This window comes from Roseateles sp. L2-2, assembly GCF_050613215.1.
Taxonomy (GTDB): domain Bacteria; phylum Pseudomonadota; class Gammaproteobacteria; order Burkholderiales; family Burkholderiaceae_C; genus Roseateles; species Roseateles noduli.
Map to the genome: position 1 here is coordinate 222,469 of NZ_CP192509.1, position 22,797 is coordinate 245,265.

Annotated in this window: 24 protein-coding genes; 9 read left to right on the forward strand and 15 right to left on the reverse strand. The window is 68.4% G+C overall.

Features of this window, described 5'->3' with window-relative positions:
- The first annotated feature begins 47 nt into the window (after positions 1 to 47).
- Together sigJ and ACQZ13_RS01075 are read left to right on the forward strand one after the other, a co-directional pair.
- Positions 48 to 1,088 (forward strand): RNA polymerase sigma factor SigJ, encoded by a 1,041-nt coding sequence (gene sigJ, locus ACQZ13_RS01070; protein ID WP_431049444.1) that lies wholly within the window; start codon positions 48 to 50, stop codon positions 1,086 to 1,088.
- A 185-nt stretch (positions 1,089 to 1,273) separates the two neighbouring features.
- Positions 1,274 to 1,948: a PEP-CTERM sorting domain-containing protein gene (locus ACQZ13_RS01075; protein WP_431049445.1), complete on the forward strand. Its 675-nt coding sequence runs from the start codon at positions 1,274 to 1,276 to the stop codon at positions 1,946 to 1,948.
- Positions 1,949 to 2,039: 91 nt separating this feature from the next.
- Here ACQZ13_RS01075 and ACQZ13_RS01080 read toward each other — a convergent pair whose 3' ends face one another.
- The 4 genes from ACQZ13_RS01080 to ACQZ13_RS01095 all read right to left on the reverse strand — a co-directional run bounded on the left by ACQZ13_RS01080 (position 2,040) and on the right by ACQZ13_RS01095 (position 6,157).
- On the reverse strand, positions 2,040 to 3,167 hold the full coding sequence (locus tag ACQZ13_RS01080) for a hypothetical protein (protein WP_431049446.1): 1,128 nt from the start codon (positions 3,165 to 3,167) through the stop codon (positions 2,040 to 2,042).
- A gap of 104 nt (positions 3,168 to 3,271) precedes the next feature.
- Positions 3,272 to 4,612 (reverse strand): argininosuccinate synthase, encoded by a 1,341-nt coding sequence (argG, locus tag ACQZ13_RS01085; protein ID WP_088407981.1) that lies wholly within the window; start codon positions 4,610 to 4,612, stop codon positions 3,272 to 3,274.
- Positions 4,613 to 4,723: 111 nt separating this feature from the next.
- Positions 4,724 to 5,317, reverse strand: coding sequence for an IMPACT family protein (locus ACQZ13_RS01090; RefSeq protein WP_431049447.1), 594 nt, complete (start codon positions 5,315 to 5,317; stop codon positions 4,724 to 4,726).
- Between the two features lie 54 nt (positions 5,318 to 5,371).
- Positions 5,372 to 6,157 carry a substrate-binding periplasmic protein gene (locus tag ACQZ13_RS01095; RefSeq protein ID WP_431049448.1) on the reverse strand — a complete coding sequence of 262 codons (786 nt, stop codon included), beginning with the start codon at positions 6,155 to 6,157 and terminating at the stop codon, positions 5,372 to 5,374.
- Between the two features lie 103 nt (positions 6,158 to 6,260).
- Between ACQZ13_RS01095 and tgt the strand changes: the two genes are divergently transcribed.
- The 3 genes from tgt to ACQZ13_RS01110 all read left to right on the forward strand — a co-directional run bounded on the left by tgt (position 6,261) and on the right by ACQZ13_RS01110 (position 8,460).
- Positions 6,261 to 7,388, forward strand: a complete 1,128-nt coding sequence (gene tgt / locus ACQZ13_RS01100; RefSeq protein ID WP_088407979.1) for a tRNA guanosine(34) transglycosylase Tgt — start codon at positions 6,261 to 6,263, stop codon at positions 7,386 to 7,388.
- 40 nt (positions 7,389 to 7,428) lie between these two features.
- Positions 7,429 to 7,929: a hypothetical protein gene (locus ACQZ13_RS01105; protein WP_431049449.1), complete on the forward strand. Its 501-nt coding sequence runs from the start codon at positions 7,429 to 7,431 to the stop codon at positions 7,927 to 7,929.
- 66 nt (positions 7,930 to 7,995) lie between these two features.
- Positions 7,996 to 8,460, forward strand: a complete 465-nt coding sequence (locus ACQZ13_RS01110; RefSeq protein ID WP_431049450.1) for an STY0301 family protein — start codon at positions 7,996 to 7,998, stop codon at positions 8,458 to 8,460.
- Between the two features lie 85 nt (positions 8,461 to 8,545).
- Here the strand turns inward: ACQZ13_RS01110 and ACQZ13_RS01115 are convergent, their stop codons facing one another.
- The 5 genes from ACQZ13_RS01115 to ACQZ13_RS01135 all read right to left on the reverse strand — a co-directional run bounded on the left by ACQZ13_RS01115 (position 8,546) and on the right by ACQZ13_RS01135 (position 13,857).
- Positions 8,546 to 10,471, reverse strand: a complete 1,926-nt coding sequence (locus ACQZ13_RS01115; protein ID WP_431049451.1) for an MFS transporter — start codon at positions 10,469 to 10,471, stop codon at positions 8,546 to 8,548.
- A gap of 77 nt (positions 10,472 to 10,548) precedes the next feature.
- Positions 10,549 to 11,373, reverse strand: a complete 825-nt coding sequence (locus ACQZ13_RS01120) for a DUF2145 domain-containing protein (protein ID WP_431049452.1) — start codon at positions 11,371 to 11,373, stop codon at positions 10,549 to 10,551.
- Positions 11,374 to 11,387: 14 nt separating this feature from the next.
- Complete coding sequence (locus ACQZ13_RS01125; RefSeq protein ID WP_431049453.1) at positions 11,388 to 11,837, reverse strand: hypothetical protein; 450 nt, start codon at positions 11,835 to 11,837, stop codon at positions 11,388 to 11,390.
- Positions 11,838 to 11,899: 62 nt separating this feature from the next.
- The gene (locus tag ACQZ13_RS01130; protein WP_431049454.1) at positions 11,900 to 12,382 is read right to left on the reverse strand and encodes a YiaA/YiaB family inner membrane protein; all 483 of its coding nucleotides are present in this window, start codon (positions 12,380 to 12,382) and stop codon (positions 11,900 to 11,902) included.
- 227 nt (positions 12,383 to 12,609) lie between these two features.
- A complete protein-coding gene (locus ACQZ13_RS01135; RefSeq protein WP_431049455.1) occupies positions 12,610 to 13,857 on the reverse strand; it encodes an amidohydrolase family protein in 1,248 nt (415 codons plus the stop codon).
- Between the two features lie 159 nt (positions 13,858 to 14,016).
- Between ACQZ13_RS01135 and ACQZ13_RS01140 the strand changes: the two genes are divergently transcribed.
- Complete coding sequence (locus ACQZ13_RS01140; protein WP_431049456.1) at positions 14,017 to 14,781, forward strand: helix-turn-helix domain-containing protein; 765 nt, start codon at positions 14,017 to 14,019, stop codon at positions 14,779 to 14,781.
- Between the two features lie 18 nt (positions 14,782 to 14,799).
- On the opposite strand, the gene ACQZ13_RS01145 is transcribed toward ACQZ13_RS01140, so the two are convergent.
- From ACQZ13_RS01145 to ACQZ13_RS01160, 4 genes are all read right to left on the reverse strand, one after another.
- Complete coding sequence (locus ACQZ13_RS01145; RefSeq protein ID WP_431049457.1) at positions 14,800 to 15,474, reverse strand: CAAX prenyl protease-related protein; 675 nt, start codon at positions 15,472 to 15,474, stop codon at positions 14,800 to 14,802.
- Positions 15,475 to 15,552: 78 nt separating this feature from the next.
- Positions 15,553 to 15,960, reverse strand: coding sequence for a DUF2000 family protein (locus tag ACQZ13_RS01150; RefSeq protein ID WP_431049458.1), 408 nt, complete (start codon positions 15,958 to 15,960; stop codon positions 15,553 to 15,555).
- 40 nt (positions 15,961 to 16,000) lie between these two features.
- Positions 16,001 to 16,852: an AraC family ligand binding domain-containing protein gene (locus tag ACQZ13_RS01155; protein ID WP_431049459.1), complete on the reverse strand. Its 852-nt coding sequence runs from the start codon at positions 16,850 to 16,852 to the stop codon at positions 16,001 to 16,003.
- A 28-nt stretch (positions 16,853 to 16,880) separates the two neighbouring features.
- Positions 16,881 to 17,813 carry a LysR family transcriptional regulator gene (locus ACQZ13_RS01160; protein WP_431049461.1) on the reverse strand — a complete coding sequence of 311 codons (933 nt, stop codon included), beginning with the start codon at positions 17,811 to 17,813 and terminating at the stop codon, positions 16,881 to 16,883.
- A 160-nt stretch (positions 17,814 to 17,973) separates the two neighbouring features.
- On the opposite strand from ACQZ13_RS01160, the gene ACQZ13_RS01165 reads away from it, so the two are divergent.
- Entirely contained in the window at positions 17,974 to 18,615 is a 642-nt protein-coding gene (locus ACQZ13_RS01165) for an NAD(P)-dependent oxidoreductase (protein ID WP_431049463.1), read from the forward strand.
- On the opposite strand, the gene ACQZ13_RS01170 is transcribed toward ACQZ13_RS01165, so the two are convergent.
- Positions 18,616 to 19,470, reverse strand: coding sequence for a 23S rRNA (adenine(2030)-N(6))-methyltransferase RlmJ (locus ACQZ13_RS01170; RefSeq protein WP_431049464.1), 855 nt, complete (start codon positions 19,468 to 19,470; stop codon positions 18,616 to 18,618). It abuts the gene before it with no gap.
- A 188-nt stretch (positions 19,471 to 19,658) separates the two neighbouring features.
- On the opposite strand from ACQZ13_RS01170, the gene ACQZ13_RS01175 reads away from it, so the two are divergent.
- Together ACQZ13_RS01175 and ACQZ13_RS01180 are read left to right on the forward strand one after the other, a co-directional pair.
- Positions 19,659 to 21,275: an anti-phage dCTP deaminase gene (locus tag ACQZ13_RS01175; RefSeq protein WP_431049465.1), complete on the forward strand. Its 1,617-nt coding sequence runs from the start codon at positions 19,659 to 19,661 to the stop codon at positions 21,273 to 21,275.
- On the forward strand, positions 21,247 to 21,489 hold the full coding sequence (locus ACQZ13_RS01180; RefSeq protein WP_431049466.1) for a hypothetical protein: 243 nt from the start codon (positions 21,247 to 21,249) through the stop codon (positions 21,487 to 21,489). The genes ACQZ13_RS01175 and ACQZ13_RS01180 overlap by 29 nt, the downstream gene beginning before the upstream one ends.
- Here the strand turns inward: ACQZ13_RS01180 and ACQZ13_RS01185 are convergent.
- The gene (locus ACQZ13_RS01185) at positions 21,480 to 22,721 is read right to left on the reverse strand and encodes a hypothetical protein (RefSeq protein ID WP_431049467.1); all 1,242 of its coding nucleotides are present in this window, start codon (positions 22,719 to 22,721) and stop codon (positions 21,480 to 21,482) included. The genes ACQZ13_RS01180 and ACQZ13_RS01185 overlap by 10 nt on opposite strands.
- Between the last annotated feature and the right edge of the window lie 76 nt (positions 22,722 to 22,797).

Below are 22,797 nucleotides of genomic sequence, written 5' to 3' on the forward strand. Positions count from 1 at the left end.
AGTAGGCTGCGTCGTCTTGTGGGCAAGACGACTCCGGACGACGCGCCATGACCGACACCGCTCCCGACACCGCTCCCGACACCGCTCCCGACACTACGCCCGCCGGCGCTCCGGCCCTCGACCCCGCGCCAGCCGCGCGCGCGTTGCGCTACGACCGCGACCACGCGCGGTCGCTGCGTGCGCTGGCCTACCGGATGCTGGGTTCGCGGGCGGAGGCCGAGGACATCGTCCAGGACGCCTGGTTGCGCTGGGCGGACGTCGACGAATCGACCGTGCGCCATTCGGGCGCCTTTCTGTCGCGCCTGGTGACCAACCTTTGCCTGGACCGGCTGCAGTCGGCGGCGGTGCGGCGGGAGCAGTACGTCGGCACCTGGCTGCCCGAGCCCCTGGTCGATGAATCCCGGGAATGGTCGCCCAGCCCGGAGACGCAGGCGGAGTTCGCGCAGGACGTGTCGGTGGCGTTCATGCTGACGCTGGAGCGCTTGTCGCCGCTCGAACGCGCTGCCTTCCTGCTGCACGAGGTCTTCGAACTGGATTTCGACGAGATCGCGCGCCGGCTGGACCGCAGCGCCGCGGCCTGCCGGCAGCTGGCGAGCCGCGCGCGGCAGCACGTCAAGGCCGACTACGCGCGCCACGAGGTCGAGGACGAGGAACGCCAGCGCCTGTTCCAGGCCTTCATGGGCGCGCTGCAGTCCTTCGACGTCGACGCCTTGGCCAAGGTGCTGACCGACGACGTCGTGCTGCTGGCCGATGGCGGCGGGAAGGTGTCGGCGGTGCGGACCCTCGAGGGCGGGGCGCTGGTGGCGCGCACCTTCGTCGGTTTCGTGAAGATGCCGTCCAGCCGCGACTGGCGCATCCGGCCGGCACGCGTCAACGGACTGCCGGGTTTCGTCGTCTACGGCGCCACCGGGGAGCCGATCCAGACCGTCGCGCTGCGGCCCGCGCCGGAGGCGGGGCGGATCAGCGCGATCTATGTGCAGCGCAATCCCGACAAGCTGGGCCACCTGCCGCGGATCGAGCCGCTTGCGACGCCGTCGACATCGATCCGGCCGGCCGCCGACCCCACGCCCGAAGACGGTGCGGCTTGAGCGGAAAACGGGCGCGATGCGCCCATCCGATGCGAAAACGCGCCGTTCTGGCGCGAAATGACAGCGGGAGCAACACCCGACCCCTCTTTCGGACTGTGGTGTCCCCCCGCGCCCACGGGGGGCCGCGTCTCCCTAGGTTTAGGGACAATCGAGGCCACAAGACCTACCTCTGTCCGGGATCCACCATGACGCTGTTCGCACGCACCACGATCGCCGCCGCCGCCACGCTGTTCAGCGGGCTGGCTGCCGCCGCTTCCATCGGGGGCCTGGTGAACACCGGCGCCGGACTGACGACCGGCAGCACCGACACCAACTACAAGTACACGGCCACCGGCAACGCCGCGGGCCTGTCCGGTTTCGGCGTGGTGAGCAACGGCAACGCGGACCCGTTCCCGAGCTGGCTGCCCAACACGACCTCCTCGTCGTGGCTGATCCCGGGTGCCGACCAGAACACCAACTACAGCCCGACCAGCAGCTCCACCTTCACCTGGACGCTGAACTTCGACCTGACGGGTTACGACGCCAGCAGCGCCTCGTTCAGCGGCCACTGGGCGGCGGACAACAACGGCGTGCTGCTGCTCAACGGCGTGGCGATCTCGACGATCTCCGGCCAGCGCGGCTACGCGGACTGGACCTCGTTCTCGGCGTCCAGCGGCTTCCTCGCCGGCCGCAACACGCTGCAGTTCATCGTGACCGACACGGTCGACCAGACCTACAACTTCACCGGCGTGCGCGCGGAGTTCCTGAGCTCCAACGTCAACGCCGCGATCGCGCCGGCCGTGCCGGAACCGCACACCTACGCGCTGATGCTGGCCGGCCTGGGTGCGCTGGGCTTCATCGCCCGCCGCCGCCGCGGCTGATCTGCCGCATCGGGGCCTCGTCGGCCCTGTGACGAAAACAAGAAGCCGCTGAGCGATCAGCGGCTTTTTTCATCGATCGATCAATGGACGATCAGTTGAACGGGGGCGACAACCGGCTGTCGCAGCCCTGCGCGTAGGAGAGCTTGCGTTTTCCACCGCGCGGACCGCCTGCGTCTGGGACACGGCGGGCCGTCACCAGCAGGAGTTCCTCGATCTTGAGATCGTCTCCTGGATTGGCGTACCAGGCGATGAGCGAGCCTGTCGGCACCTGCGGCGTCGGGGAGGCGCTGGCGCTGATCTTGATGGGTCGGTCATCTGCGTCGAAGAGTGGCAGGGTGTTTCCGATCAGCGTGTCGGAGGCAAAGAAATGCCCCTCGTGCCGAGTGTGGTCGGATGCGACGAAGAAGCACGCATTGCCACCGGCTGTGACCTTCATCGCGGCCGTGACGATGCCATCCGTGCGAGGCGCCCTCCAGTGGCCTTCCGTGGAGAAGGCGTTGGTGCCCAGGTGCACGCGCGGCTTTGATCCGAACTCGAAACCCAACGGCGCGCTCGAAAGCCATCGGCCTCCGAAAAGGATGGTTCGATCGAACGCCACATTCGACAACAAGGTCAGCGACCGACCTTCCGGCATCTTGAGGCGCACCACCACGGCGGGCTCGTCGTCGGCCGACCAAGGGTTGGTCATGATGTCGCGCCAATTCGCAGTCTGCGGCTCCACTGTCAGATGGGTGTGTCGCTCCTCGATCTTGGGCAGCCGGCACCAGCTGCCCGGGGTGTTGTACTGCGCTTCGGTGCATACCGCGCCCGCGGTTTCCATGGGTGCCTCGGGAGGCGCGGACTGGCCCGGTCTCACGTCGACACACTTCCCGCCTGACGAGTAGCACATGACGTGTCCTTCAGGCGTTTCCGACAACCAATGCCGGACGCCGAGCGCCGTGTAATCGATCCATTCGAACTCTGAGGAATGGCGCCCGATCAGACTCAGGTGCGAGGTCGCGCTGGTGCCGATCTTCGCGCGCTCGGCGGCCATCCATCGTCGATAGGGGTCAACCAAGTGGGGTGGGAGGTAGGGGAACGCAGTCTCGAACATCCGAAACGCACTTTCGCGGCTTTGCTTGGAGCGAGCCTCAGGGCTTGGTTCAGAGACAGCGAATACAGGTGCGCCGAGGGTGGTGGCCAAGGCGAACACCGCGCCGGCAAGAGTAGAACGAGACATGGAGACTCCACAGCAGACAGGCTGTCTCAGTGGAGGTGCGCGGACTGTCCGGCGCCAACGAAAAAGCCGCCCCTGAGGGCGGCTTTTGCGGGGAACCTCGGGGCTTACTCGTCCCCGCCGGTCAGCAGCGGGATCGAGCCTTCCGAGTGCTTGCCCAGCAGGCCGGAGCGGCTGTAGACGCCGAGCTTGTCGCGCGTGTCGGCGATGTCCAGGTTGCGCATCGTCAGCTGGCCGATGCGGTCGGCCGGCGTGAACGGGGCGTCCTCGACCTTCTCCATCGACAGGCGTTCCGGCGCGTAGGTCAGGTTGGGGCTGACGGTGTCCAGGATGGTGTAGTCGTTGCCGCGGCGCAGCTCCAGCGTCACTTCGCCGGTGATGGCGCGGGCCACCCAGCGCTGGGCGGTCTCGCGCAGCATCAGGCACTGCGGGTCGAACCAGCGGCCCTGGTACAGCAGACGGCCCAGCTTCATGCCGTTCATGCGGTACTGCTCGATGGTGTCCTCGTTGTGGATGCCGGTCACCAGGCGCTCGTAGGCGATGTGCAGCAGCGCCATCCCGGGGGCCTCGTAGATGCCGCGGGACTTGGCCTCGATGATGCGGTTCTCGATCTGGTCGCACATGCCCAGGCCGTGGCGGCCGCCGACGCGGTTGGCTTCCATGAACAGCTCGACCAGGTCGGGGAAGGTCCGGCCGTTGATCGCGACGGGCACGCCTTCCTCGAAGCGCACCGACACCGTCTCCGCCTTGATGACGACGTCGTCCTTCCAGAAGGCCACGCCCATGATCGGGTTGACGATGTTCATGCCCTGGTTCAGGAACTCCAGGTCCTTGGCCTCGTGGGTGGCGCCCAGCATGTTGGAGTCGGTCGAATAGGCCTTCTCCACGCTCATCTTGTAGTCGAAGCCGTTGGCGATGAGGTATTCGCTCATCTCCTTGCGGCCGCCGAGTTCGTCGATGAAGGTCTGGTCCAGCCAGGGCTTGTAGATCTTCAGCGCCGGGTTGGCCAGCAGGCCGTAGCGGTAGAAGCGCTCGATGTCGTTGCCCTTGAAGGTCGAGCCGTCGCCCCAGATGTTCACGCCGTCGTCGCGCATGGCGACGACCAGGGCGGTGCCGGTCACGGCGCGGCCCAGCGGGGTGGTGTTGAAGTAGGTGGCGCCGCCGCTCTTGATGTGGAAGGCGCCGCACTGCAGGGCGGCGATGCCTTCGGCGACCAGTTGCGCGCGGCAGTCGACCAGGCGGGCGATCTCGGCGCCGTAGGCTTTGGCCTTGCGGGGGATCTCGTCGTAGTCGCTCTCGTCGGGCTGGCCGAGGTTGGCGGTGTAGGCGCAGGGGACGGCGCCCTTGCCGCGCATCCAGTGCACCGCGGCGCTGGTATCCAGGCCGCCCGAGAAGGCGATGCCGACGCGCTCGCCGGCGGGAATCTTTTGGAGGATGGTTGCGGCCACGGGCAGTCTCGCGCGGTAGTGGGGAAAACAGCCGGCGATTCTAGGCTGCGGAGGGCGGCGAGGCTTCGCGGATGGGCGAGACACGTCGGCGGGGCGCTGCGGACCTGAGATTCAGTCGTCCGGCTTGAGCCAGCCGATCCGCCCTTGCCCGGACTCCTTGAGCAGCGCGATGAAGGCGTCGGCGGCGCCCTCCGGCAAGCGCAGCGTCACCTCGACCAGTGCCCCATGCGCCACGTCCACCAGTTGGGCCCCGGCCTTCTCGGCCTCCCGGCGCAGCAGGCCCTCCTGCGCATAGGGCAGGGTGCAGCGCAGCGTCCGCAGCCGGATCACCGGCACCTTGTCGGCCTTGAGGAGCGCCTGCGCGACCGCGTCGGTGTAGGCGCGCACCAGTCCGCCCGCGCCCAGCTTCACGCCGCCGAAGTAGCGCACCACCGTCGCCAGCACGCCCTCCAGGTCCTGGTGCCGCAGCACCTCCAGCATCGGCCGGCCGGCGGTGCCGCCGGGCTCGCCGTCGTCGTTGGCGGCGGACTGGCCGCCCGCCATCAGCGCCCAGCAGACGTGGGCGGCGCCGGGGTGTTGGGCGCGCAGCTGCTCGACCCGCGCCAGCGCCGCCGCCCGATCGGGCACCGATTCCACGCAGCCGATGAAGCGGCTCTTCTTGATGATCAGTTCGGCGTGGACCGGCGCGGCGAGGCTGTGGGGCATGGGCGCGATTGTCGCGGCCCGGCGCCGGGCTTCGTCGTCCGCTGCCGTCCGCTGCTAGGGCGTCTCGGACACGTCGCCCAGATGCCGGTGCTTGTAGCCGTCGATGGTGCCGTCCTTGAGCATGTCCTCGACCGCATGGCGCATCAGGTCGCGATCGGCCTGCGGGATGCGTTCCCGGGACAGCGCCAGCGCGCCGATGCTGCGCTCGTTCGGCGCGAAGGACAGCGCGGTGAATCCGGCGAACACCGGATCCGCGCGACGTGCCAGGGCCAGGCTGTGCGCGCCCAGCACGACCGCGTCGCCGCGGCCGGCCTTGAAGATGCGGATCGCGGTGGGCTGGTCGGGCGCTTCGTCGACGCGACCCTGGATGCGCAGGCTGGTGAGCCACGATTCCACCGTCGGCGTGAAGACGTAGCCGCGCACGACGATCACGCGGCGGCGCTTGTCGGCGAGGAAGGCCGCCGGCGTTCCGCTGGAGGCCGCCAGCGCCGGGCGCATCACCACGAACTGCTTGGACTCGATGTAGGGGATGAACTCGACGAGCAGCTCGCGCTCCTTGGTCATCAGCGCGGAGACCGTCATGTCCATCTGGCCGGAGGCGAGCCGCGCCCAGATGCGCACGCGCGATTCGGTGATGGCGATGAGCTTGCAGCCGCTGCGCCGGGCCACCTCGTCGACGACGTCCTTGTCGATGCCGGCCCAGCGGCCTTGCTCATCGCGGTAGTACAGCCCGCTGTATTCGTACAGGCCGACCGTGTACGGCCCGCAGGCGAGCGCCGACGCCGGCGCGATGGCGCAGGCGGCCGTCGCGACGAAGGCGGCGATCCAGGACCTCAACATGCTTCTCCCGGGAGTCTCCGCTCCCACATGGGCGGGAGTCTACGTCGCTCCCCGGGGCGGAGGGGGCGCGCCTCCCGTCGAACGGGGGCCGATAATCGCGGCCATGCTGAAGTTCGAACTGCTCAAGACCGAAGGCCGCGCGCGACGCGGCGTCATGACGCTCAACCACGGCGTCGTGCAGACGCCCATCTTCATGCCGGTGGGCACCTACGGCACCGTGAAGGGGGTGATGCCGCGCTCGCTGGAAGAGATGGGCGCGCAGATCATCCTGGGCAACACCTTCCACCTGTGGATGCGTCCGGGCCTGGACATCATGAAGCAGTTCGGCGGACTGCACCGCTTCGAGAGCTGGAACAAGCCGATCCTGACGGACTCGGGCGGCTTCCAGGTCTGGTCGCTGGGGGAGATGCGCAAGATCACCGAGGAGGGCGTCAAGTTCGCGTCCCCGGTGAACGGCGACAAGCTGTTCCTGACGCCGGAGATCTCGATGCAGATCCAGACGGTGCTCAACAGCGACATCGTCATGCAGTTCGATGAATGCACGCCCTATGAGTCCAAGGGCCAGCTGACGACGGAGAAGGAAGCGCGGCTGTCGATGGAGATGAGCCTGCGCTGGGCCAAGCGCTGCCAGGACGAGTTCACCAAGCTGCAAAACCCGAATGCGCTGTTCGGCATCGTGCAGGGCGGGATGTTCGAGAACCTGCGCGACGTGTCGCTGGCGGGGCTGAAGGACCTGGACCTGCCGGGCTATGCGATCGGCGGGCTGTCGGTGGGCGAGCCCAAGGCGGACATGCTGCGCATCCTCGATCACATCGCGCATCAGCTGCCGGCGGACAAGCCGCGCTACCTGATGGGCGTGGGCACGCCGGAAGACCTGGTCGAAGGCGTGCGCCAGGGCGTGGACATGTTCGACTGCGTCATGCCGACGCGCAACGCGCGCAACGGCCACATGTTCACCCGCTTCGGCGACCTGCGGCTGCGCAACGCGCGCTACAAGTCGGACGAGAAGCCGGTGGACGAGACCTGCACCTGCTACTGCTGCCAGAACTTCAGCCGCGCCTACCTGCATCACCTGGACCGCTGCGGCGAGATGCTGGGCCCCATGCTGACGAGCGTGCACAACCTGCACTACTACCTCAACCTGATGAAGGAAGTTCGCGAGTCGCTGGACGCCGGCGACTTCGAAGGTTTCCGGCAGCGGTTCGCGGCGGATCGGGCGCGCGGGGTCTGACTTCAGAGGGCCCTAAGGTGGGCCGTGCAAAGATGGCGTGATGCTGAAGTTGCTCTTCGCGCCCATCCGCTGGTTGATCCGCGTGGTCCTGGCCGTCGTCATCCTCTTCGAGGAATGGGGCTGGGAACCGCTCCAGCGCGCGATGGCCGCCATTGGCCGCCTGCCGGTGCTGCGCCAGCTGGAAGCCGTCGTGAGGCGTCTTCCGCCGTATCTGGCGCTGGTGGTGTTCTTCCTGCCCGGCCTGCTGCTGCTGCCGATCAAGCTGCTGGCGCTGTGGCTCATCGGCATCGGGCGGCCCGGGTTGGGCCTCAGCGTCATCGTGCTCGCGAAGGTCGTCGGCACGGCGGTGGTGGCGCGGATCTTCGCGCTGACGCAGCCCGCGCTGATGAGCCTGCCCTGGTTCGCGCGGCTCTACGGCCGCTGGACCGTGTGGAAGGAAGGCCTGCTCGTCTGGGTACGCACAAGCGCGGTGTGGCGGTCGGCGAGGGCGATCAAGTTGAGGATCAGGCGGTTGATGCGGCGAGGCACCCGCAGCGCTTGACGGTCGAGCGGGATGACCATGGTCAGCGGATGTCGATGCCACCGCCACCTAGACTCCCGCCCCATCATGCGCATTGACACGCCGTTCCGACTCCAACTCGTTGCCGCGATGCTGTCGGCCAGCGTCGGAACGGTATCCGCCGATCCGAACCCTGAGCCTTTCAGCTGTCCCGTCCAGATTCCGCTGACGAATCAGTCGCTCGCGTCCGCGCCGGCTGGCTGGTCTGCGACGACCGCTGGCAGCGAGCGCACGCAGCACGATCTGACCAATTTCGCCGTGAATGGCGGTCCTGTCGGCTCGCCCAATGGTGAGATCTACGACAAGGAAGAAGAGCGCAAGGACGGCAAGGGCGGCGCGACGCGCATGCAGCGCTGGAACCTGCAAGGCATGTCCGGCGGCTTCGCTGTCTGCAGCTACTTCCGAACACGCGTCGAGTTGGCGCGCTCGCTCGACGGTTACTCCAGCTGCGAGGTGACCTACAAGCGCTCGAAGAACAGCGACTTCAAGATCGCGTCGGCGAGCTGCCGCTGACGGCGGCGGAAGGACTGTCCGCAAGCCGGAAACGCAGAAGGCCTCCTTCCGGAGGCCTTCCTGCTTGCTACCGGATCAGGTCAGCTCACGCCTTCACCGGTTGCGCCGCTGCGGTGTCCTGCGGACCGAGCAACGCCGCCACACGCTCTCGCAGCAGGTCCGGCGTCACGTCCTTCGCCGGGATAGGCGCCGAGGCCGCCAACCCCACGCGACTGAACAGCCCGCGTCGGAACGGCCGCACCATCGCCTGCCCCTGCTCGACGCGCGAGAAGAACGAGCCCCACAGGTTCTGCAGCGCCATCGGCACCACCGGGATGTCAGGACGACCTTCCACCAGCTTCATCACGCCGCCCTTGAAGGCCTGCAGCGAACCGTCGCGCGTCAGACCGCCCTCCGGGAAGATGCCCACCAGCTCGCCGTCGTCCAGCACCGCCTGCGCGGCGGCGAAGGCCGCATCGTAGGTCGCCGCGTCTTCCTTCTGCGGCGCGATCGGGATCGCCTTGGCCAGCTTGAACATCCAGCCCAGCACCGGCACCCGGAAGATGCGGTGGTCCATCAGGAAACGGATCGGCCGCGGGCTCGCGGCCATCAGCAGGACCGCGTCGACGAAGCTCACGTGGTTGCAGACCAGCACCGCCGCGCCCTGCGTCGGGATGTGCTGGTCGCCGGTGACCCGGAAGCGGTAGATCAGGCGCGACAGCACGAAGGCGAAGAAGCGCAGCAGGTATTCCGGCACCACCAGGAAGATGTAGAACGCCACCACGGCGTTGGCGATGCCGACCACCAGGAACAGCTGCGGGATCGTCAGCCCGGCGCCCAGCAGCGCGCCCGCCAGGATGGAGCTGGCGATCATGAAGAGCGCGTTGAGGATGTTGTTCGCCGCGATGATCCGCGCGCGGTGCGACGGCTGCGCCCGCATCTGGATCAGCGCGTACATCGGCACGCTGTACAGGCCGGCGAAGAGCGCCAGCAGGCCCAGGTCGGCCAGCACGCGCCAGTGCGCATGGTTGGCCAGGAAGGCGCCCACGCTCAGCGGCGCCGACGGCGGCAGCCCGCGCGAGGCGAAGTACAGGTCGATCGCGAAGACGCTCATGCCGATGGCGCCCAGCGGCACCAGGCCGATCTCGACCTGACGGCGCGACAGCACCTCGCACAGCAGCGAGCCGACGCCGATGCCCACCGAGAACACCATCAGCAGCAGCGACGCGACCTGCTCGTTGCCGTGCAGCACTTCCTTCGCGAACGACGGGAAGTTGGCCAGGAACACCGCACCGAAGAACCACATCCAGGAGATGCCCAGCAGCGAGCGGAACACCGCCAGCTGGCCGTGCGCCAGCTTCAGGTTGCGCCAGGTCTCGGAGACCGGGTTCCAGTTGATGACCAGGTCCGGAACGGTCGACGGACTGGCCGGAATCGCCTGCGCCGTCGCGCGGCCCAGCAGCGCCACCACCACGCAGGCGATCGCCACGTGCTGCGGCCCGACGATCGGCGTGGCGACCAGCAGGCCGCCCGCCAGGTTGCCCAGCAGGATGGAGACGAAGGTCCCCATCTCGACCATGCCGTTGCCGCCGGTGATCTCGTGATCGTTCAGGTGCTGCGGCAGGTAGGCGTATTTCACCGGCCCGAACAGCGTGGAGTGCAGCCCCATCAGGAACACGCAGCCCAGCAGCACCGGCACGTTGACGGCGTAGAAGCCGTAGGCGGCCAGCGCCATGATGACGATCTCGAGCGACTTGACGAAGCGCATCAGCCGCGCCTTGTCGTACTTGTCGGCGAGCTGGCCGCTGGTGGCCGAGAACAGCACGAACGGCAGGATGAACAGCGCGCCGATGGCCAGCCCCGCCTGCGTCGGCGGCAGCCAGCTCACGTTGAGCTGGTAGGTCACCAGCACCGTGAAGGCGAACTTGAACAGGTTGTCGTTGCCCGCGCCGAGGAACTGCGTCCAGAAGAAGGGCGCGAACCGGCGCTGGCTCAGCAACGCGAACTGGCTGGTGTGGGAAGAGTCGCTCATGGGAGGGCTCGCTGTGGAAGTCGGGGAGGGAGGGCTCAAGGTCCGGAATCGGCCGCGTCAGGGTCCGCGAGGACCCCTCAGGGCGAGGCCTTCACGCTCTGCGGCGCCTGGCCGTAACCGCTGCGCGTGAGCCAGGTGAAGACGGTGTCGGCCGTCGTGGTTTCGATGTGACCCGCGAAACGCTTCGCGGACGGATGATCGTCGAAGGCGACGTTGGCCATGCCGATGCGCGCGCCCAACCGCTTGGCGGTCGACAGGCGCAGGTCGGACGGCTGGTAGCCCTGGCGCTTGAGCCAGTCCTGCGCCTGCGCGCGATTGAGCACCTCGCGCGGCGCGGCGGCGGTCGCCAGCGTTTCGAGCGCCCACTGGTTGCTCTGCTGGTACTGGCGCGACCACGGGTAGGCCACCATGTTGTAGTCCGGCGTGTGCAGCGCCGCCGCGCGGGCGTTCTCGCGCAGCACCGGCAGCAGGGCCTGCTGGAGCTCGGGCTGGAGCACCGAGAACGCCGCCTCGTAGCGGTGCGGGTTGTCCAGGAAGAACTCCCCCAGGCCTTGCCGGTACAGGTCGGCCTGCGCCGTGCCGCACTGGTTGAGCTTGTGCACCACGCGCCAGACGGGCTTGGCGTCGCCGCCGCCGCCGATGGTGTCGCGATAGACGAAACCCACGTGCGACCAGCGCAGTCCGTACTCGCTGAGATCCTGTCCCGCACGGGCCAGCAGCACGACGTCGGCGCCGCTGCGATCCAGCGCGGCGGCGGTGGCCTGCGCGAGGGCCATGCCGCGCTTGATCTGGTCGACGGTGGGCTTGGCGTTCTCGCACGGGCGGCCAGCCCAGGCCGGACCCGCGGCCAGCGTTCCCACCAGGGTCGCCGCCAGCACGGCGGTCGCCATGGTCGTCTTCATGGCCGGACGGCTGCTCATCGCGACACGCGGTCCTTGTCGGTGATGCGCTCGTTGTGGAGCAGCGAGGCGCCGATCTCGTTCGGGATGAAGGCGACCGCCTCGCTCGCCGCGGACAGGACGAAGCCGGTGCTGATCGCCGTGACGACGATGGCCGTGCCGATGGCGTTCGATGCGCCGACCGCCACCTTGCCGGAGAACTCCACGCTGATGCGCACGCCGTCGGAGGCGCGTTCCAGCACCCAGACGGTGCCGCGGGCGGTGCTCTCGACCGCGACGACCACCAAGGCCGCGCCGCCGGACAGCACCGCGGAAGGCGCGACGACCGAGATGGCGACCGGGACGGCCGACAGCGCGGCGCTGGCGTCGCTCGGGCCGTGGGCCCGGGCCGCGCCGGTCGAACCGAAGGCGAGGGCGGCGGCGGTCAGGAGAGAGAGCAGGGGGCGGAAGGTCGAACGGGGACGCATGGGAAGGCTCCTTGCGGTCGGAGAGATGGGACGGAGATCGGTGACGAGGTCAGCAAGGGCGTTCATTGAGCGGCGGCCGACACGGTCGGCGCGGTCTCGCGCAGGGCTTCGCGGCGGCCTTGCTGACGGGCTTCGGCCAGATCGGCCTCGTGGGCGTCGCGCAGCATCTTGGCCAGGGTGAAGACGTTGGAGATCAGGTAGAACCAGCAGACCAGCAGGTAGGCCTTCCAGACCGGCTGGATCTCCATGCGCCACAGGCCCCAGCCGGTGAGCGCCATCGCCAGCGCGAAGCCGCTCCAGACCACGATGCCCCACATCGGCGTGTCGGCGCGGGCGCCCTGGTTGTCACGGATGTACTTGGACAGCGCGAAGGCGGTGGACAGGCAGAACACGTAGCCCATGACCATGAAGGCGCGGTCCAGGTCGGCGCCCGGCAGCCAGGCCAGGCCGATCGCGCAGAGCGCGACGCTGATGCCGAAGGAGATCCACACCTGATAACGCCAGGCTTTGGTGTCGCGCTGGATGCGGATGTGCGGGGTGGTCATGTCTACGTTCCTCCTGGAATCCGGTCGTTCAGGACCGGTTGTGGTTGCCGGGGTCGTCGCCCCGTCGGGGGGTTGCCGGTGGCGATGGCGCAACTGTCGTCGCGCCGGCCCGGTTCCCCTTGCTGATTTGCGGCGAGTATCGCCCGCCGCCTGTCCGGGTATCGATCGGTGCTACCGCTCGGTCCGAGGCCCGTTCGTACGGCTCAGTCCCGCATTCAGGGAATCAGTCACGCCGCTGGAACGGGAAAGTGCCGGGCGGTCGCGAAGACCGGCGCGCTCAGCGCGTCTCCCTGCCACCGGGCGAAGCGCTTGAGGGCGAGATCAAACATCAGCGGGTGGTGGTTGCGCAATGCCCCCAAAGGAGCGACGTGCGCTTCGTCCAGCACGCCCGCGCGGACGAGCTGGGGCAGACGGACCAGCGGCAGCACGCCCGGCAGGGGGTAGTCGGAACCGTGCAACAGCCGGTCGTGCCAGTCCTGGCGTCGCAGCACGGTGCGCCAGACCTCGGGGCGGCGATTGAACTGGAACATCGCGGAGACATCGCCGAGCAGCAGACCGCGCCAAGCCGGCTCGTCCATCAGGCGGGCGAAGAGGTCGAAGGCCGGCGCGGGCCGGGGCCGGGGGAGGTCCAGGTCCATCGCCAGCCCCAGCGACGCGCAGTGCGCCGCGATCACGCGCACGCCGTGGCGCAGCGGCTCGCGCAGCAGCAGCGGGTTGCCGAGGTCCTGCCGGTCCGCGCCGGGGACGGCGTGTTCTTCCCCGCAATGGACGATCAGCGGCAGTCGCGCGGCCGCGAGTCGGTCGTAGAACGGCCGCAGGCGCGCGTCGCGCAGGTCGATGGCCATGCTGCTCGGCAGCCACTTGATCGCAAGCGCGCCGCCGGTGATCGCCCGCTCCAGGCGTTCCAGCGCGTCCTCCCGGTTCGGATGGATGCTGGCCACCCAGCCGAAGCGATCGGGGCGTTCAGCGGCGACCGCGCGGGCGTAGGCATCGGGGACGTGGAAGGTCGTCCAGTCGGGGCGCCGATGGCCGGCGGCATCCACCGCCTCGTCGAAGGCGAAGAGCAGCCAGCGCGCGCCCGTCGGGAAGGCGTCGGCCAGCGCAGTGAGGCGCCGGACATAGGCGCGGTCGATGTCACCCGAAGCGACGGAGCGCGGATCGACACAGGCGCCATTGAGGATCGCGTGCTTGCGGGCGAACTCGACCGGATGCCACCACTGCGACAGCGACGGCGCGATCCAGCAGCCCGATCCCGAATCGCCGGTGCCGATCAGGTGGGCGTGGACGTCCCAGAGCTGCGAGGGATCGATGCCGTCCCAGATGCGTTCGAGCCACTGCGGATCGACGCCGGGAATCGGCAGCGCGGCATGACCGCAGGGATTGCGCAACGGGCCGGCGGCGTCGGCCGCGAGCGCGCTGAAGAGACCGGCCGCCGCGGCGGCGCCGCAGCACAGGAGATGACGTCGGCGGAGCATGGTCGGCGCCCGTGGAAGTTGGAACGGACGCGATCGTCGTGAGCCGGGTCGTCGCCGGCGCGCTTCGCTTGCGTCGGTATCGCGTCGCGGGCCGGCCGGTCTCGAATACCGCTACCGGTCATGGGTTCCCGCCACCGACTTGCGCTAACGTCCGCCCCCATGGCGAGCACGCAATCCCTCATCGATCTCATCAAGGCCGAGCTGAAGCAGTCCGGCATCAGCTACGCGCAGCTGGCGACGGCGCTGGACCTGTCCGAGTCCAGCGTGAAGCGCATGTTCGCGGCGGGCGGCGAGATGCCGCTGTCGCGCATCGACGAGATCTGCCGCGTGTTGAAGACCGATTTCGCCGAGCTGTCGCAGCGTCTGGCCCGGTCGACGTCGCTGCGAAGCGAGCTGACGCTGCAGCAGGAGCGCGAGGTCGTCGCCGACGAGAAGCTGCTGCTGACCGCCATCTGCTGCCTGAGCCAGTGGAGCTTCGAGCAGATCGTCGCGACCTACCGGATGAGCGAACCGGACGTGACACGCGCGCTGGCGCAGCTGGACCGGCTGGGCATCATCGAGCTGCGACCGCTGAACCGCTACCGGCTGCAGGTCGCGAAGACCTTCCGCTGGCGGCCGCAGGGCCCGGTCATGGCCTTCTTCCGCGAGAACGTCATGCAGGACTTCTTCGCCGGCGGCTTCGACAACGACGCGGAACTGCTGATGCTGGTCCACGGCCAGCTCAGCCCGGGCATGGCGCGCGAGCTGCGCGACCGGCTGCAGCGGGTCGCCGAGGACTTCGCGCGCCAGCACCTGCTCGACCAGAAGCTGCCCGACGAGGAGAAGCGTCAGTTCACGCTGGTGATGGGCATGCGCTGCTGGCTGTTCGAGCGCTTCAAGCACCTGCAGCGGCCGGCGGCCGTGACGAAGGCGCTCAAGCGCTGAGACGCGGGGGGCGGCCGCTCACCAGAACTCCCACCGCCCGCTCCAGACCACCCAGATCCCGAGCACGCCGTTCGTCACCGCGTGCGCGATGACGGCGCACCACAGCTTGCCGGTGCGGATGTAGAGCCACGCGTAGGCCGCGCCGGCCACGATCGCCGCGAGCCACAGCGTGTGCGCGAGCATGAAGACGAAGGTCGACAGCACCAGCGCGCGCAGGCCGGCCGCGCGCGGATCGACCGTCTCGAACTGCGGGCTGGCGATCCAGCGCATCAGGAAGCTGCGCCAGAACAGCTCTTCCATCACCGGCACGATCAGCGCCGCGCCCAGCCAGCGGATCGCGATCAGCGGCCAGTCGACACGGCCGTCCGCCGTCATCGGCACGAAGGCGGCGGTCGCCTCGCCGAGCTGCATCCACGGCGCGTCGAGATGGATCCACAGGCCGAAGACGATCAGCCCGACGGCGATGCTCAGGCCGGCCTCGCGCAGGCTGGGGCGGTTCTGCCGGTCGAACTCGCCGTAGCCGCGCCAGAACCACGCCAGCGCGCCGCCGACCACCACCAGGTTCAGCGCGTAGATCCAGCGCGGATCGAGGCCCAGGGCGTTCTGCTCGGGCAAGGCGCCCCGCAGCGCCAGCAGCAGCATGAAGAGGGCGAACGGGACGATGCGGGCCCAGGCGGCTTGACTCAACGGCATGCGGCGAATGTACCGGCGCGCCGTGACGGCGCCATGCGGACAACCGAGAGGCCGTGTGCGGCGCAGTCTGCCGCGCAGTCAGCGGTGCAGCGAGAGGCCCTTGACCGCCTTGTCGACGGCCTTCTTCGGCCCGCGCAGCGCCAGCCCGACGAGGTCGAGCCGGTCGGCGTCCTCGGCGAGGAAGGCGTTGCGGTTGGCCTCGTCGTGGCCGGTCGAGAACATCGCGTGCACGTAGGGCACGAGGGTCAGGTTGTGCTCCATGCCCTTGCGGTGCGCGGCCTGCAGGCCGGCGAGGTCCGCCTCGAAGACCATCATCGGCTGGCCCAGCATGGCGGCGTACTGGCGGCCGAGGGCGTCGACGTAGGGTTCCCCGATCGCTTCCGGGGCCGAGGCCGCCACGCCCGTCGCGAGGAACGCGGTCACGTTCAGCCGTTGCCAGGTCGCGAGGTCGTTCCGGACGATGAGGGCCACTTTCGTATCAAACATGGGCGTCGCACGGCGTGCTTCAACTGCGAAGCCCGCATCGTCACGGCGGGCCCGCATCGCGGTCTAGAAGGTTTGTGCAGCGGCGCCGGTAGTCGGCCGGCGTGAGGCGGTAGGCGCGCTGGAACCAGCGTCCCAGGTGACTCTGGTCGGAGAAGCCGACCTCGGTCGCGACCTCGGACGGCCGATGGCCGCGCGCCAGCAGCGCCCGCGCCGCGCGCAGCCTCAGGCTCACGAGGTAGGCGTGCGGCGACTGGCCGAAGGACTGCTTGAACTGGCGCGTCAACCGGAAGCGGTCCATGCCGGTGTGCGCGACCAGGTCGTCGAGACCGACGTCCCAGGCCATGCGGTCATGCAGGAATTCGCGGGCGCGCTCTGCGAGCCTGGAGGAGTCGCCGCGGATCGGTGCGTCCGAGACGGCGACATGCCGGGCGAGCAGCCCGATCAGGCGGTCCAGGTGCTGGTCGCAGCCCAGTCGTGCTTCGCCTGTGTGAAGGGCGTCGAAGGCCGACTCGATCGCCGCGAAGAGCCGGGGATCCTCCGCCAGCGTGTCGCGGAACGCGGGCTGGATCGCCGACAGATTGCCGAGCCCGTGCTGCGCCAGCAGGCGGGTCGTCCAGTCCTGCGGCAGGTAGAGCATCGCGTAGGTGAAGCCGGCTTCCTCCGGCGCGTGGCCGTCGTGGACCGCGCCCGGCTCGATCAGGATCGCGCGGCCGGGCGTGCTCGTGTGCAGCGCGCGCTGGCAGCGGAAGCGCTGCACGCCCTGCTGCGTGATGCCGATCAGCAGCTCGTCGTGGCCGTGCGGGTCGTAGGCGTGACCGGTGAAGTGCGCCCGCACGGTCTCGATGCCGGTGCGCGGATCGCGTCGCAGCTGGATCCAATGGTCATCGGGCATCGGCGCGCTCCTGGCGGGTCCTGGCCGACTATGCAGCGGACGCCGCCGTGGTCGATGACGTCGATGATGCCGCGCCGGCGAACGCCTGGGTGAGCGCGTCGATGGCATGGCGGACCTTCGCCGGTTGCGCATCGCGCTGCGGCGTCATCACGTAGACCGGCAGCATCGGCAGCGACCAGCCCGGCAGCAGCGGCAGCAGGCGGCCTTGCGTCTGCGATTCCTCGACGTCCTCCGCGCTGAGGAACGCCAGCCCGACGCCGGCCTCGCAGAACTGCTGCAGGCTGAGCTGGTTGTTGCTGCTCGCGCGCGGATTGACCCGCAGCACTTCCTCGCGGCCGTCGGGGCCGACCAGTGAGAGGTTCCGGATCGCGCCGGTGTCCGAGCGCAGGAACACCCAGTCGTGCCGGGTCAGGTCCGACATCGACGTGGGGACGCCGCGTCGTGCCAGATAGGCGGGTGCGGCGTAGAGGCCGACCGTCCGCTGACCGATGCGCTGCGCGACCCAGCTGCTGTCGGGCAGCCGGCCGAAGCGAACGGCCAGGTCGATGCGCTTGGCGACGAGGTCGGTGAAGCCGTCGTCGACCTCCAGATGCAGGCTCATCCCTGGATTCGCTGCCAGCAGCGGCGCCAGTGCCGGACCGATCTGCCGCGCCGCGCCGACGGGTGCGCTGATGCGCAGCTCGCCTTCGGGCGCGTCGCGCAGGTGATGCAGCTGGGTCTGCGCGTCGCGTGCGGCGGCCAGCATCGCCTGGCAGCCCTGCACGAAGCGCTCGCCGGCGGGCGTGAGGCCGATGCGGCGCGTCGAGCGGTGCAGCAGCGTCACGCCCATGTCGCGCTCCAGTGCGCGCAGCTGCTGGCTGACGGCGGAGGTCGTCGTCTGCAGCTGCCGCGCCGCCGCGACCAGGCTGCCCTGTTCGACGACGGTCGCCAGCACGGCCATGCGGCGGAGTTGGTCCAGCATCGGGGGATTGTGTAGATCGTCTAAAGAATGGAGTCGGATTCTGAGGACTTCTGCGGAGATTGTGAAGTTTCTAAAGTCCACTTCATCGCGACATCCCGTCGCTGTCCCGAAAACCCTGGCCTCCCCGGGCCTCCCCGGAACCCCCTCGAAAGGAATTCTCATGAAAGTCGCCCTGATCGGACCGACCGGCTTTGTCGGCAAGGAAGTGCTGAAGGAACTGCTGTCCCGCGGTCACGAGGTCGTCGCCCTGGCGCGCGACCCGGCCAAGCTGGACGCCCGTGCCGGCCTCACCGTGGTGAAGGCGGACGCGAAGCAGGCGGACCAGGTCGCGGCCGCGGTGGAAGGCGTCGACGCGGTCGTCAGCGCCTACAACCCGGGCTGGTCGGTGGCGGACATCCACACCGAGTTCCTGGAAGGCACCCGCGCGATCTACGACGGCGTGAAGCGTGCCGGCGTGAAGCGCCTGCTGGTGGTCGGCGGCGCCGGCAGCCTGTACGCGGCGCCGGGCGTGCAGATCGTCGACCTGCCGGAGTTCCCGGACCAGTGGAAGCAGGGCGCGCTGGCCGCGCGCGAAGCGCTGAACCTGATCCGCCTGGAATCGTCGCTCGACTGGACCTTCCTGTCGCCCGCGCCGCATCTGGAGCCGGGCGAACGCCGCGGCAGCTATCGCGTCAGCCTGGACACGCCGGTGATGGACGCCAATGGACCGGCCCATATCTCGACAGCCGACCTGGCGGTCGCCATCGTCGACGAACTGGAACGCCCGCAGCACATCCGCCGGCGCTTCACCGTCGGGCACTGATCAGGCGCTCTGCTGCTCCAGCAGGTAATTGGCGTCGTCGTACTGGCCGAGCGTGTCCACGAGGGTGGGCAGGCATTCGGCCAGTTTGTCGTGCAGCACGAACGGCGGATTCACGACGAACATGCCGCTGCCCATCATGCCGAAGCCGCGCTCGTCGGCCTGCGTGACGGTCAGGCGCACGTGCAGCCAGCCCTTCTTGGCGACAGGTTCGCAAGCGGACTTCAGGCGCTGCACCAGCTGCGCGGACTCGACGGTCTGCAGCTGCGGATACCAGATCGCGATCGTGCCGTCGGCGAAGCGCTGCAGGCCCTCGCGCAGCGCGGCGACGACCTTGCCGTAGTCGGCCTTGATCTCGTAGGACGGGTCCATCAGAACGACGCCGCGGCGCGACGGCGGCGGCAGTTCCGCCTTCAGCGACGCGAAGCCGTCCTGCTGCAGGACCTGCGTGTTGGCGCGGTCCTCCAGGTAGCTGGCGAGGATGCGGTGATCGGTGCCGTGCAGCTCGTAGCAGCGCAGACGGTCGTCGAAGCGCATCAGCATGCGCGCGATGGCGGGCGAGCCGGGGTACTGCTCCAGCTTCTTGCCGGGGTTGAAGTCGTGCACCAGCTGCACATACTGCTGCAGCGGTTCGGGCAGGTCCTTGCGCGCGTAGAGGGCGGCGATGCCGCCGGCATGCTCGGCGTTCTTCTGGGCGTAGCGGCCGTCCAGGGCGTAGCCGCCGGCGCCGGCATGGGTGTCCACCAGGGTGTAGGGCTTGTCCTTTTCCGCCATGTAGCGGAGGACCTCGGCCAATACCAGGTGTTTGAGCACGTCGGCGTGATTGCCGGCGTGGAAGGCGTGTCGGTAAGCGAGCATGGGCAGGACTGTAGCGCGCCCCCGGCCATCGTTCCCCCGATGGGGGTAGCAAATCCAAGGCATCGGGTCTTCAACGGACCCATGAATGTGCAGGAGGGCCCGTCGCGGATCCGCGACGGCATCGCGGTCGGGTGAAATTCGACCCTCCGGAACGGGCGCAGGATTTCGATCTGTTGATGGAGATCCGAATGAGCCAGAAGTTGAACGCCCACCCCGTACCCGGCGAGAACGCTCGCCATCGAATGCTCGCTGATCACTCCTCCGCGTCGTTGATCGCGGCGACACAAACCGAGGAGTTGGTCATCGCCCTTTGTGGCCCCATCGGGACACCGCTCCGCGGTGTGGCGGAGACGATCGCCGAGGTGCTTCAGTCGACCTTCGGGTATGCAACGGAGCTCATCCGACTGAGCGATCACATCAAGCACCACGCCCTCGTGGCCGACATCGACCTGCCGGCGGACCCGGTTCTGCGTCTCAAGATCGTGAACCGTGTGGGCGACGAGATGCGGCAGCGTTTCGGAGGTGCGGTCCTTGCGGAACTTGCGGTCCGGCAGATCCGGCAAAGCCGGGATCTGAACGGCCGTAGCGCCCTGTCTCAAACCTTCGTGCCTCGGCGCGTCTGTCATCTGATCGACTCCATCAAGAATCAGCAGGAACTCGACTTGTTGAGGACGGTCTATCGAGAAGTGCTCTACGTGGTGGGGGTGTATTCACCGCTTCCGTATCGCGACACGGCGCTTCGGCTTGAAGGTCTTGATGACGCTGACATCTCAGAATTGATGGATCGGGAATCAGGAAAAGAACTCGCCGGCGGTCAGAGCGTCGATGGCACGTTCCCCCAGTGCGATTTCTTCCTGCGTGTCGACACCGATACGTCGGTGCAGATCCGACATCACATCGAGCGGTTTCTCCATCTCATTCTCGGCACGCGCGTGGTCACGCCAACCCGAGCCGAGGCTGCCATGCATGCGGCCTCAGCGGCCGCGACGCGCTCGGCCTGTTTGTCCCGCCAGGTGGGCGCGGCCGTGACGGACGCCGATGGCGACGTGCTTGCCGTCGGCTGGAACGACGTCCCCAAGGCGTTCGGAGGCCTCTACATGACGGATCTGGCCGGTGATCCGCACGGGCTCAGCGACAGGCGCTGCTGGACGCACGGTGCGAAGTGCCACAACGACGAAGAGAAGGATGTTCTGTCCACGCAGCTTCTGGAGGCCCTCACCCCGTTCATCGAACGGGATCAGCGCGCCGCGGCGGCGGAGGTTGTCTTCAAGCACCAGAAGTTGAGGAGCCTTCTCGAGTTCTCCAGGGCGATCCACGCAGAGATGCATGCGCTCCTGGGTGCCTTGAGGCACGGAGGAGACCGCGTGCGGGGCGGGAAGTTGTTCGTCACGACCTATCCCTGCCACGCCTGTGCGCGGCACATCGTGGCAGCGGGCGTCAAGGAGGTCTACTTCATCGAGCCGTACAGGAAGAGCCTCGCCACGCACTTGCATGGCGACGCGGTTACGGAAGACGAGCAGGCGGTGGACAAGGTCCGCTTCATTCCTTTCGATGGCGTAGCGCCGACCCGATACCTCCATCTGTTCCGCGTGAATCCCGGCTCAAGGAAGAAGGGGGGGCAGCTCGTGACCGTTGCGCCAAAGTCGGCAGGACCACGAGCACGCAGGAGCCTTGAGGCACTTCCCGCTTTGGAGAGCTTGGTCATCGAGTCGCTGCGACGCCGCAGCGTTGTCGATGTCGACATGCCCACTGATCAACCGCCAGGAAATCATGACCATGAAGACACCACATCAAATGCCTCTTGATCTTCGCGACCGCGATGAAGCTGCCGATCAGGCCAGGCCGTCCGGGCCGTGCGCGCAAGTACGTTCATTGACTCTGGAGCGGGCTCGAAGGGAAGTGCGCATGATGCGGGCCCTCGACGATCGGATCATTGCAAGCATCCAGCACATCGATGTGGTGGGCCTCCTCACGTTGGCAGCGGAGCGGGAGATGAAAGCACAGGCGCTTCAAACCTGAAACGCCCCCGGCGAATACGCCGTCCCCGCCGGCACGTCCTTGAGCCCGCACGGATGCTGGTACTGCATCGCCGGCTTGAGCGCCTGTCCGTCGACGGCGCCCGCGTCCACTGCGCGGCCGATCAGCGGCGATTCCGGTCGCAGACGGAAGTCGTAGCGGTCGGCATCGACGAAGCTGTCCAGCTCGACGAAGTAGTTGTGGTGCTGCTCGCGGTCCGGACCCGCCGGCAGCTCGTGCTTGCCGCACAGCAGGTTGTTGATCAGCCGCAGCTTCTGCGCCTGTTGCGCCATGCGCAGGTACACGCCGCCGGCCTGGCGCCGATCGACCAGCGTGTTGTTGATCAGGTGCAGCTCGTTGCGGCGGTTGGAGAGCCCCTCGCTGCCGTAGGCGATCAGGTGGTAGTTCTCGCTCGACGGGCTCTGCTGGATCACGTTGCCCATCACCAGCGCCACGCCGCCGTTGGGGAACTCGAGCTCGAAACTCGCGCGACCGGTCTCGTCGGTCAGGCGGTTGTAGAAGATGTGGTTCACCGCCGCCCGCGACTTCAGCAGGTGGCCGGATGCGCCGTGGTGGAAGTAGCTCGCCACCACCGACAGCTTGCCGATCGCGCCGACATAGCAGTTGTGGGTGCGCCCTTCGCCGGGTGCGATCGCACCGAAGTCGCAGCCGTCGATGCGCAGCTCGATGCTGCCGTCGTTGCCCGCCAGCAGGCCGTTCTCGTTGTCCTGGAAAAGGCAGTCGCGCAGGGTCAGCGAACCGCGCTCCAACCGGATGCCCGCGCCGTTGCGGTCCGGCACGCGCGCGCCGACGAAGTCGAAGCCCTCGATCGTCATCCGCTTGCCGGTCGTGACGAAGATGCCCTTGCCCTGCGCGTGCGCGCCCTTGGCCAGCATCCGCGCGCGGCCACCGACGGCGCGCAGCGTCAGGTCGTCCTGCGGCCAGACGGCGACATCGCCGGTGTAGTCGCCGGCCTGCACTTCGATCGTCATGCCGGGCTTCGCCTGCGAAGCGGCTGCCGCCAGCGTCTTCACCGGATGGTCCGGCCCGACGTGCATCACGGCGCCCGACGCGCCGCCTCGCTGGGCCTGGACCGGCAACAGCCAGGGCGGCAGCGCCACTGCGGCGCCGGCCTGCAGCAGGCGGCGGCGACCGATGTCGGTCCGCGGCTCACGGAGTCCGGATTCAAGCGAGGCGGGCAGGGAGAGCGGAGAGCGCGAGGAACCAGAGGGCATCGACAAGCTCCCGAGTCGGGACGGTGGAGGAGGGGACGCCGCGCAGAAGGCGGGGACGGCGTCCCCAGGCAGCCGG

Coding starts and splice junctions, on each gene's coding strand:
- ACQZ13_RS01170 (WP_431049464.1), bottom strand. CDS start 19,470: ATGCTCGCTTACCGACACGCCTTCCACGCCGGCAATCACGCCGACGTG.
- ACQZ13_RS01130 (WP_431049454.1), bottom strand. CDS start 12,382: ATGACCACCCCGCACATCCGCATCCAGCGCGACACCAAAGCCTGGCGT.
- ACQZ13_RS01115 (WP_431049451.1), bottom strand. CDS start 10,471: ATGAGCGACTCTTCCCACACCAGCCAGTTCGCGTTGCTGAGCCAGCGC.
- ACQZ13_RS01140 (WP_431049456.1), top strand. CDS start 14,017: ATGGCGAGCACGCAATCCCTCATCGATCTCATCAAGGCCGAGCTGAAG.
- ACQZ13_RS01135 (WP_431049455.1), bottom strand. CDS start 13,857: ATGCTCCGCCGACGTCATCTCCTGTGCTGCGGCGCCGCCGCGGCGGCC.
- ACQZ13_RS01165 (WP_431049463.1), top strand. CDS start 17,974: ATGAAAGTCGCCCTGATCGGACCGACCGGCTTTGTCGGCAAGGAAGTG.
- ACQZ13_RS01175 (WP_431049465.1), top strand. CDS start 19,659: ATGAGCCAGAAGTTGAACGCCCACCCCGTACCCGGCGAGAACGCTCGC.
- sigJ (WP_431049444.1), top strand. CDS start 48: ATGACCGACACCGCTCCCGACACCGCTCCCGACACCGCTCCCGACACT.
- ACQZ13_RS01090 (WP_431049447.1), bottom strand. CDS start 5,317: ATGCCCCACAGCCTCGCCGCGCCGGTCCACGCCGAACTGATCATCAAG.
- ACQZ13_RS01160 (WP_431049461.1), bottom strand. CDS start 17,813: ATGCTGGACCAACTCCGCCGCATGGCCGTGCTGGCGACCGTCGTCGAA.
- ACQZ13_RS01095 (WP_431049448.1), bottom strand. CDS start 6,157: ATGTTGAGGTCCTGGATCGCCGCCTTCGTCGCGACGGCCGCCTGCGCC.
- tgt (WP_088407979.1), top strand. CDS start 6,261: ATGCTGAAGTTCGAACTGCTCAAGACCGAAGGCCGCGCGCGACGCGGC.
- ACQZ13_RS01075 (WP_431049445.1), top strand. CDS start 1,274: ATGACGCTGTTCGCACGCACCACGATCGCCGCCGCCGCCACGCTGTTC.
- ACQZ13_RS01080 (WP_431049446.1), bottom strand. CDS start 3,167: ATGTCTCGTTCTACTCTTGCCGGCGCGGTGTTCGCCTTGGCCACCACC.
- ACQZ13_RS01105 (WP_431049449.1), top strand. CDS start 7,429: ATGCTGAAGTTGCTCTTCGCGCCCATCCGCTGGTTGATCCGCGTGGTC.
- ACQZ13_RS01155 (WP_431049459.1), bottom strand. CDS start 16,852: ATGCCCGATGACCATTGGATCCAGCTGCGACGCGATCCGCGCACCGGC.
- ACQZ13_RS01120 (WP_431049452.1), bottom strand. CDS start 11,373: ATGAAGACGACCATGGCGACCGCCGTGCTGGCGGCGACCCTGGTGGGA.
- ACQZ13_RS01125 (WP_431049453.1), bottom strand. CDS start 11,837: ATGCGTCCCCGTTCGACCTTCCGCCCCCTGCTCTCTCTCCTGACCGCC.
- ACQZ13_RS01145 (WP_431049457.1), bottom strand. CDS start 15,474: ATGCCGTTGAGTCAAGCCGCCTGGGCCCGCATCGTCCCGTTCGCCCTC.
- ACQZ13_RS01150 (WP_431049458.1), bottom strand. CDS start 15,960: ATGTTTGATACGAAAGTGGCCCTCATCGTCCGGAACGACCTCGCGACC.
- ACQZ13_RS01185 (WP_431049467.1), bottom strand. CDS start 22,721: ATGCCCTCTGGTTCCTCGCGCTCTCCGCTCTCCCTGCCCGCCTCGCTT.
- ACQZ13_RS01110 (WP_431049450.1), top strand. CDS start 7,996: ATGCGCATTGACACGCCGTTCCGACTCCAACTCGTTGCCGCGATGCTG.
- ACQZ13_RS01180 (WP_431049466.1), top strand. CDS start 21,247: ATGAAGACACCACATCAAATGCCTCTTGATCTTCGCGACCGCGATGAA.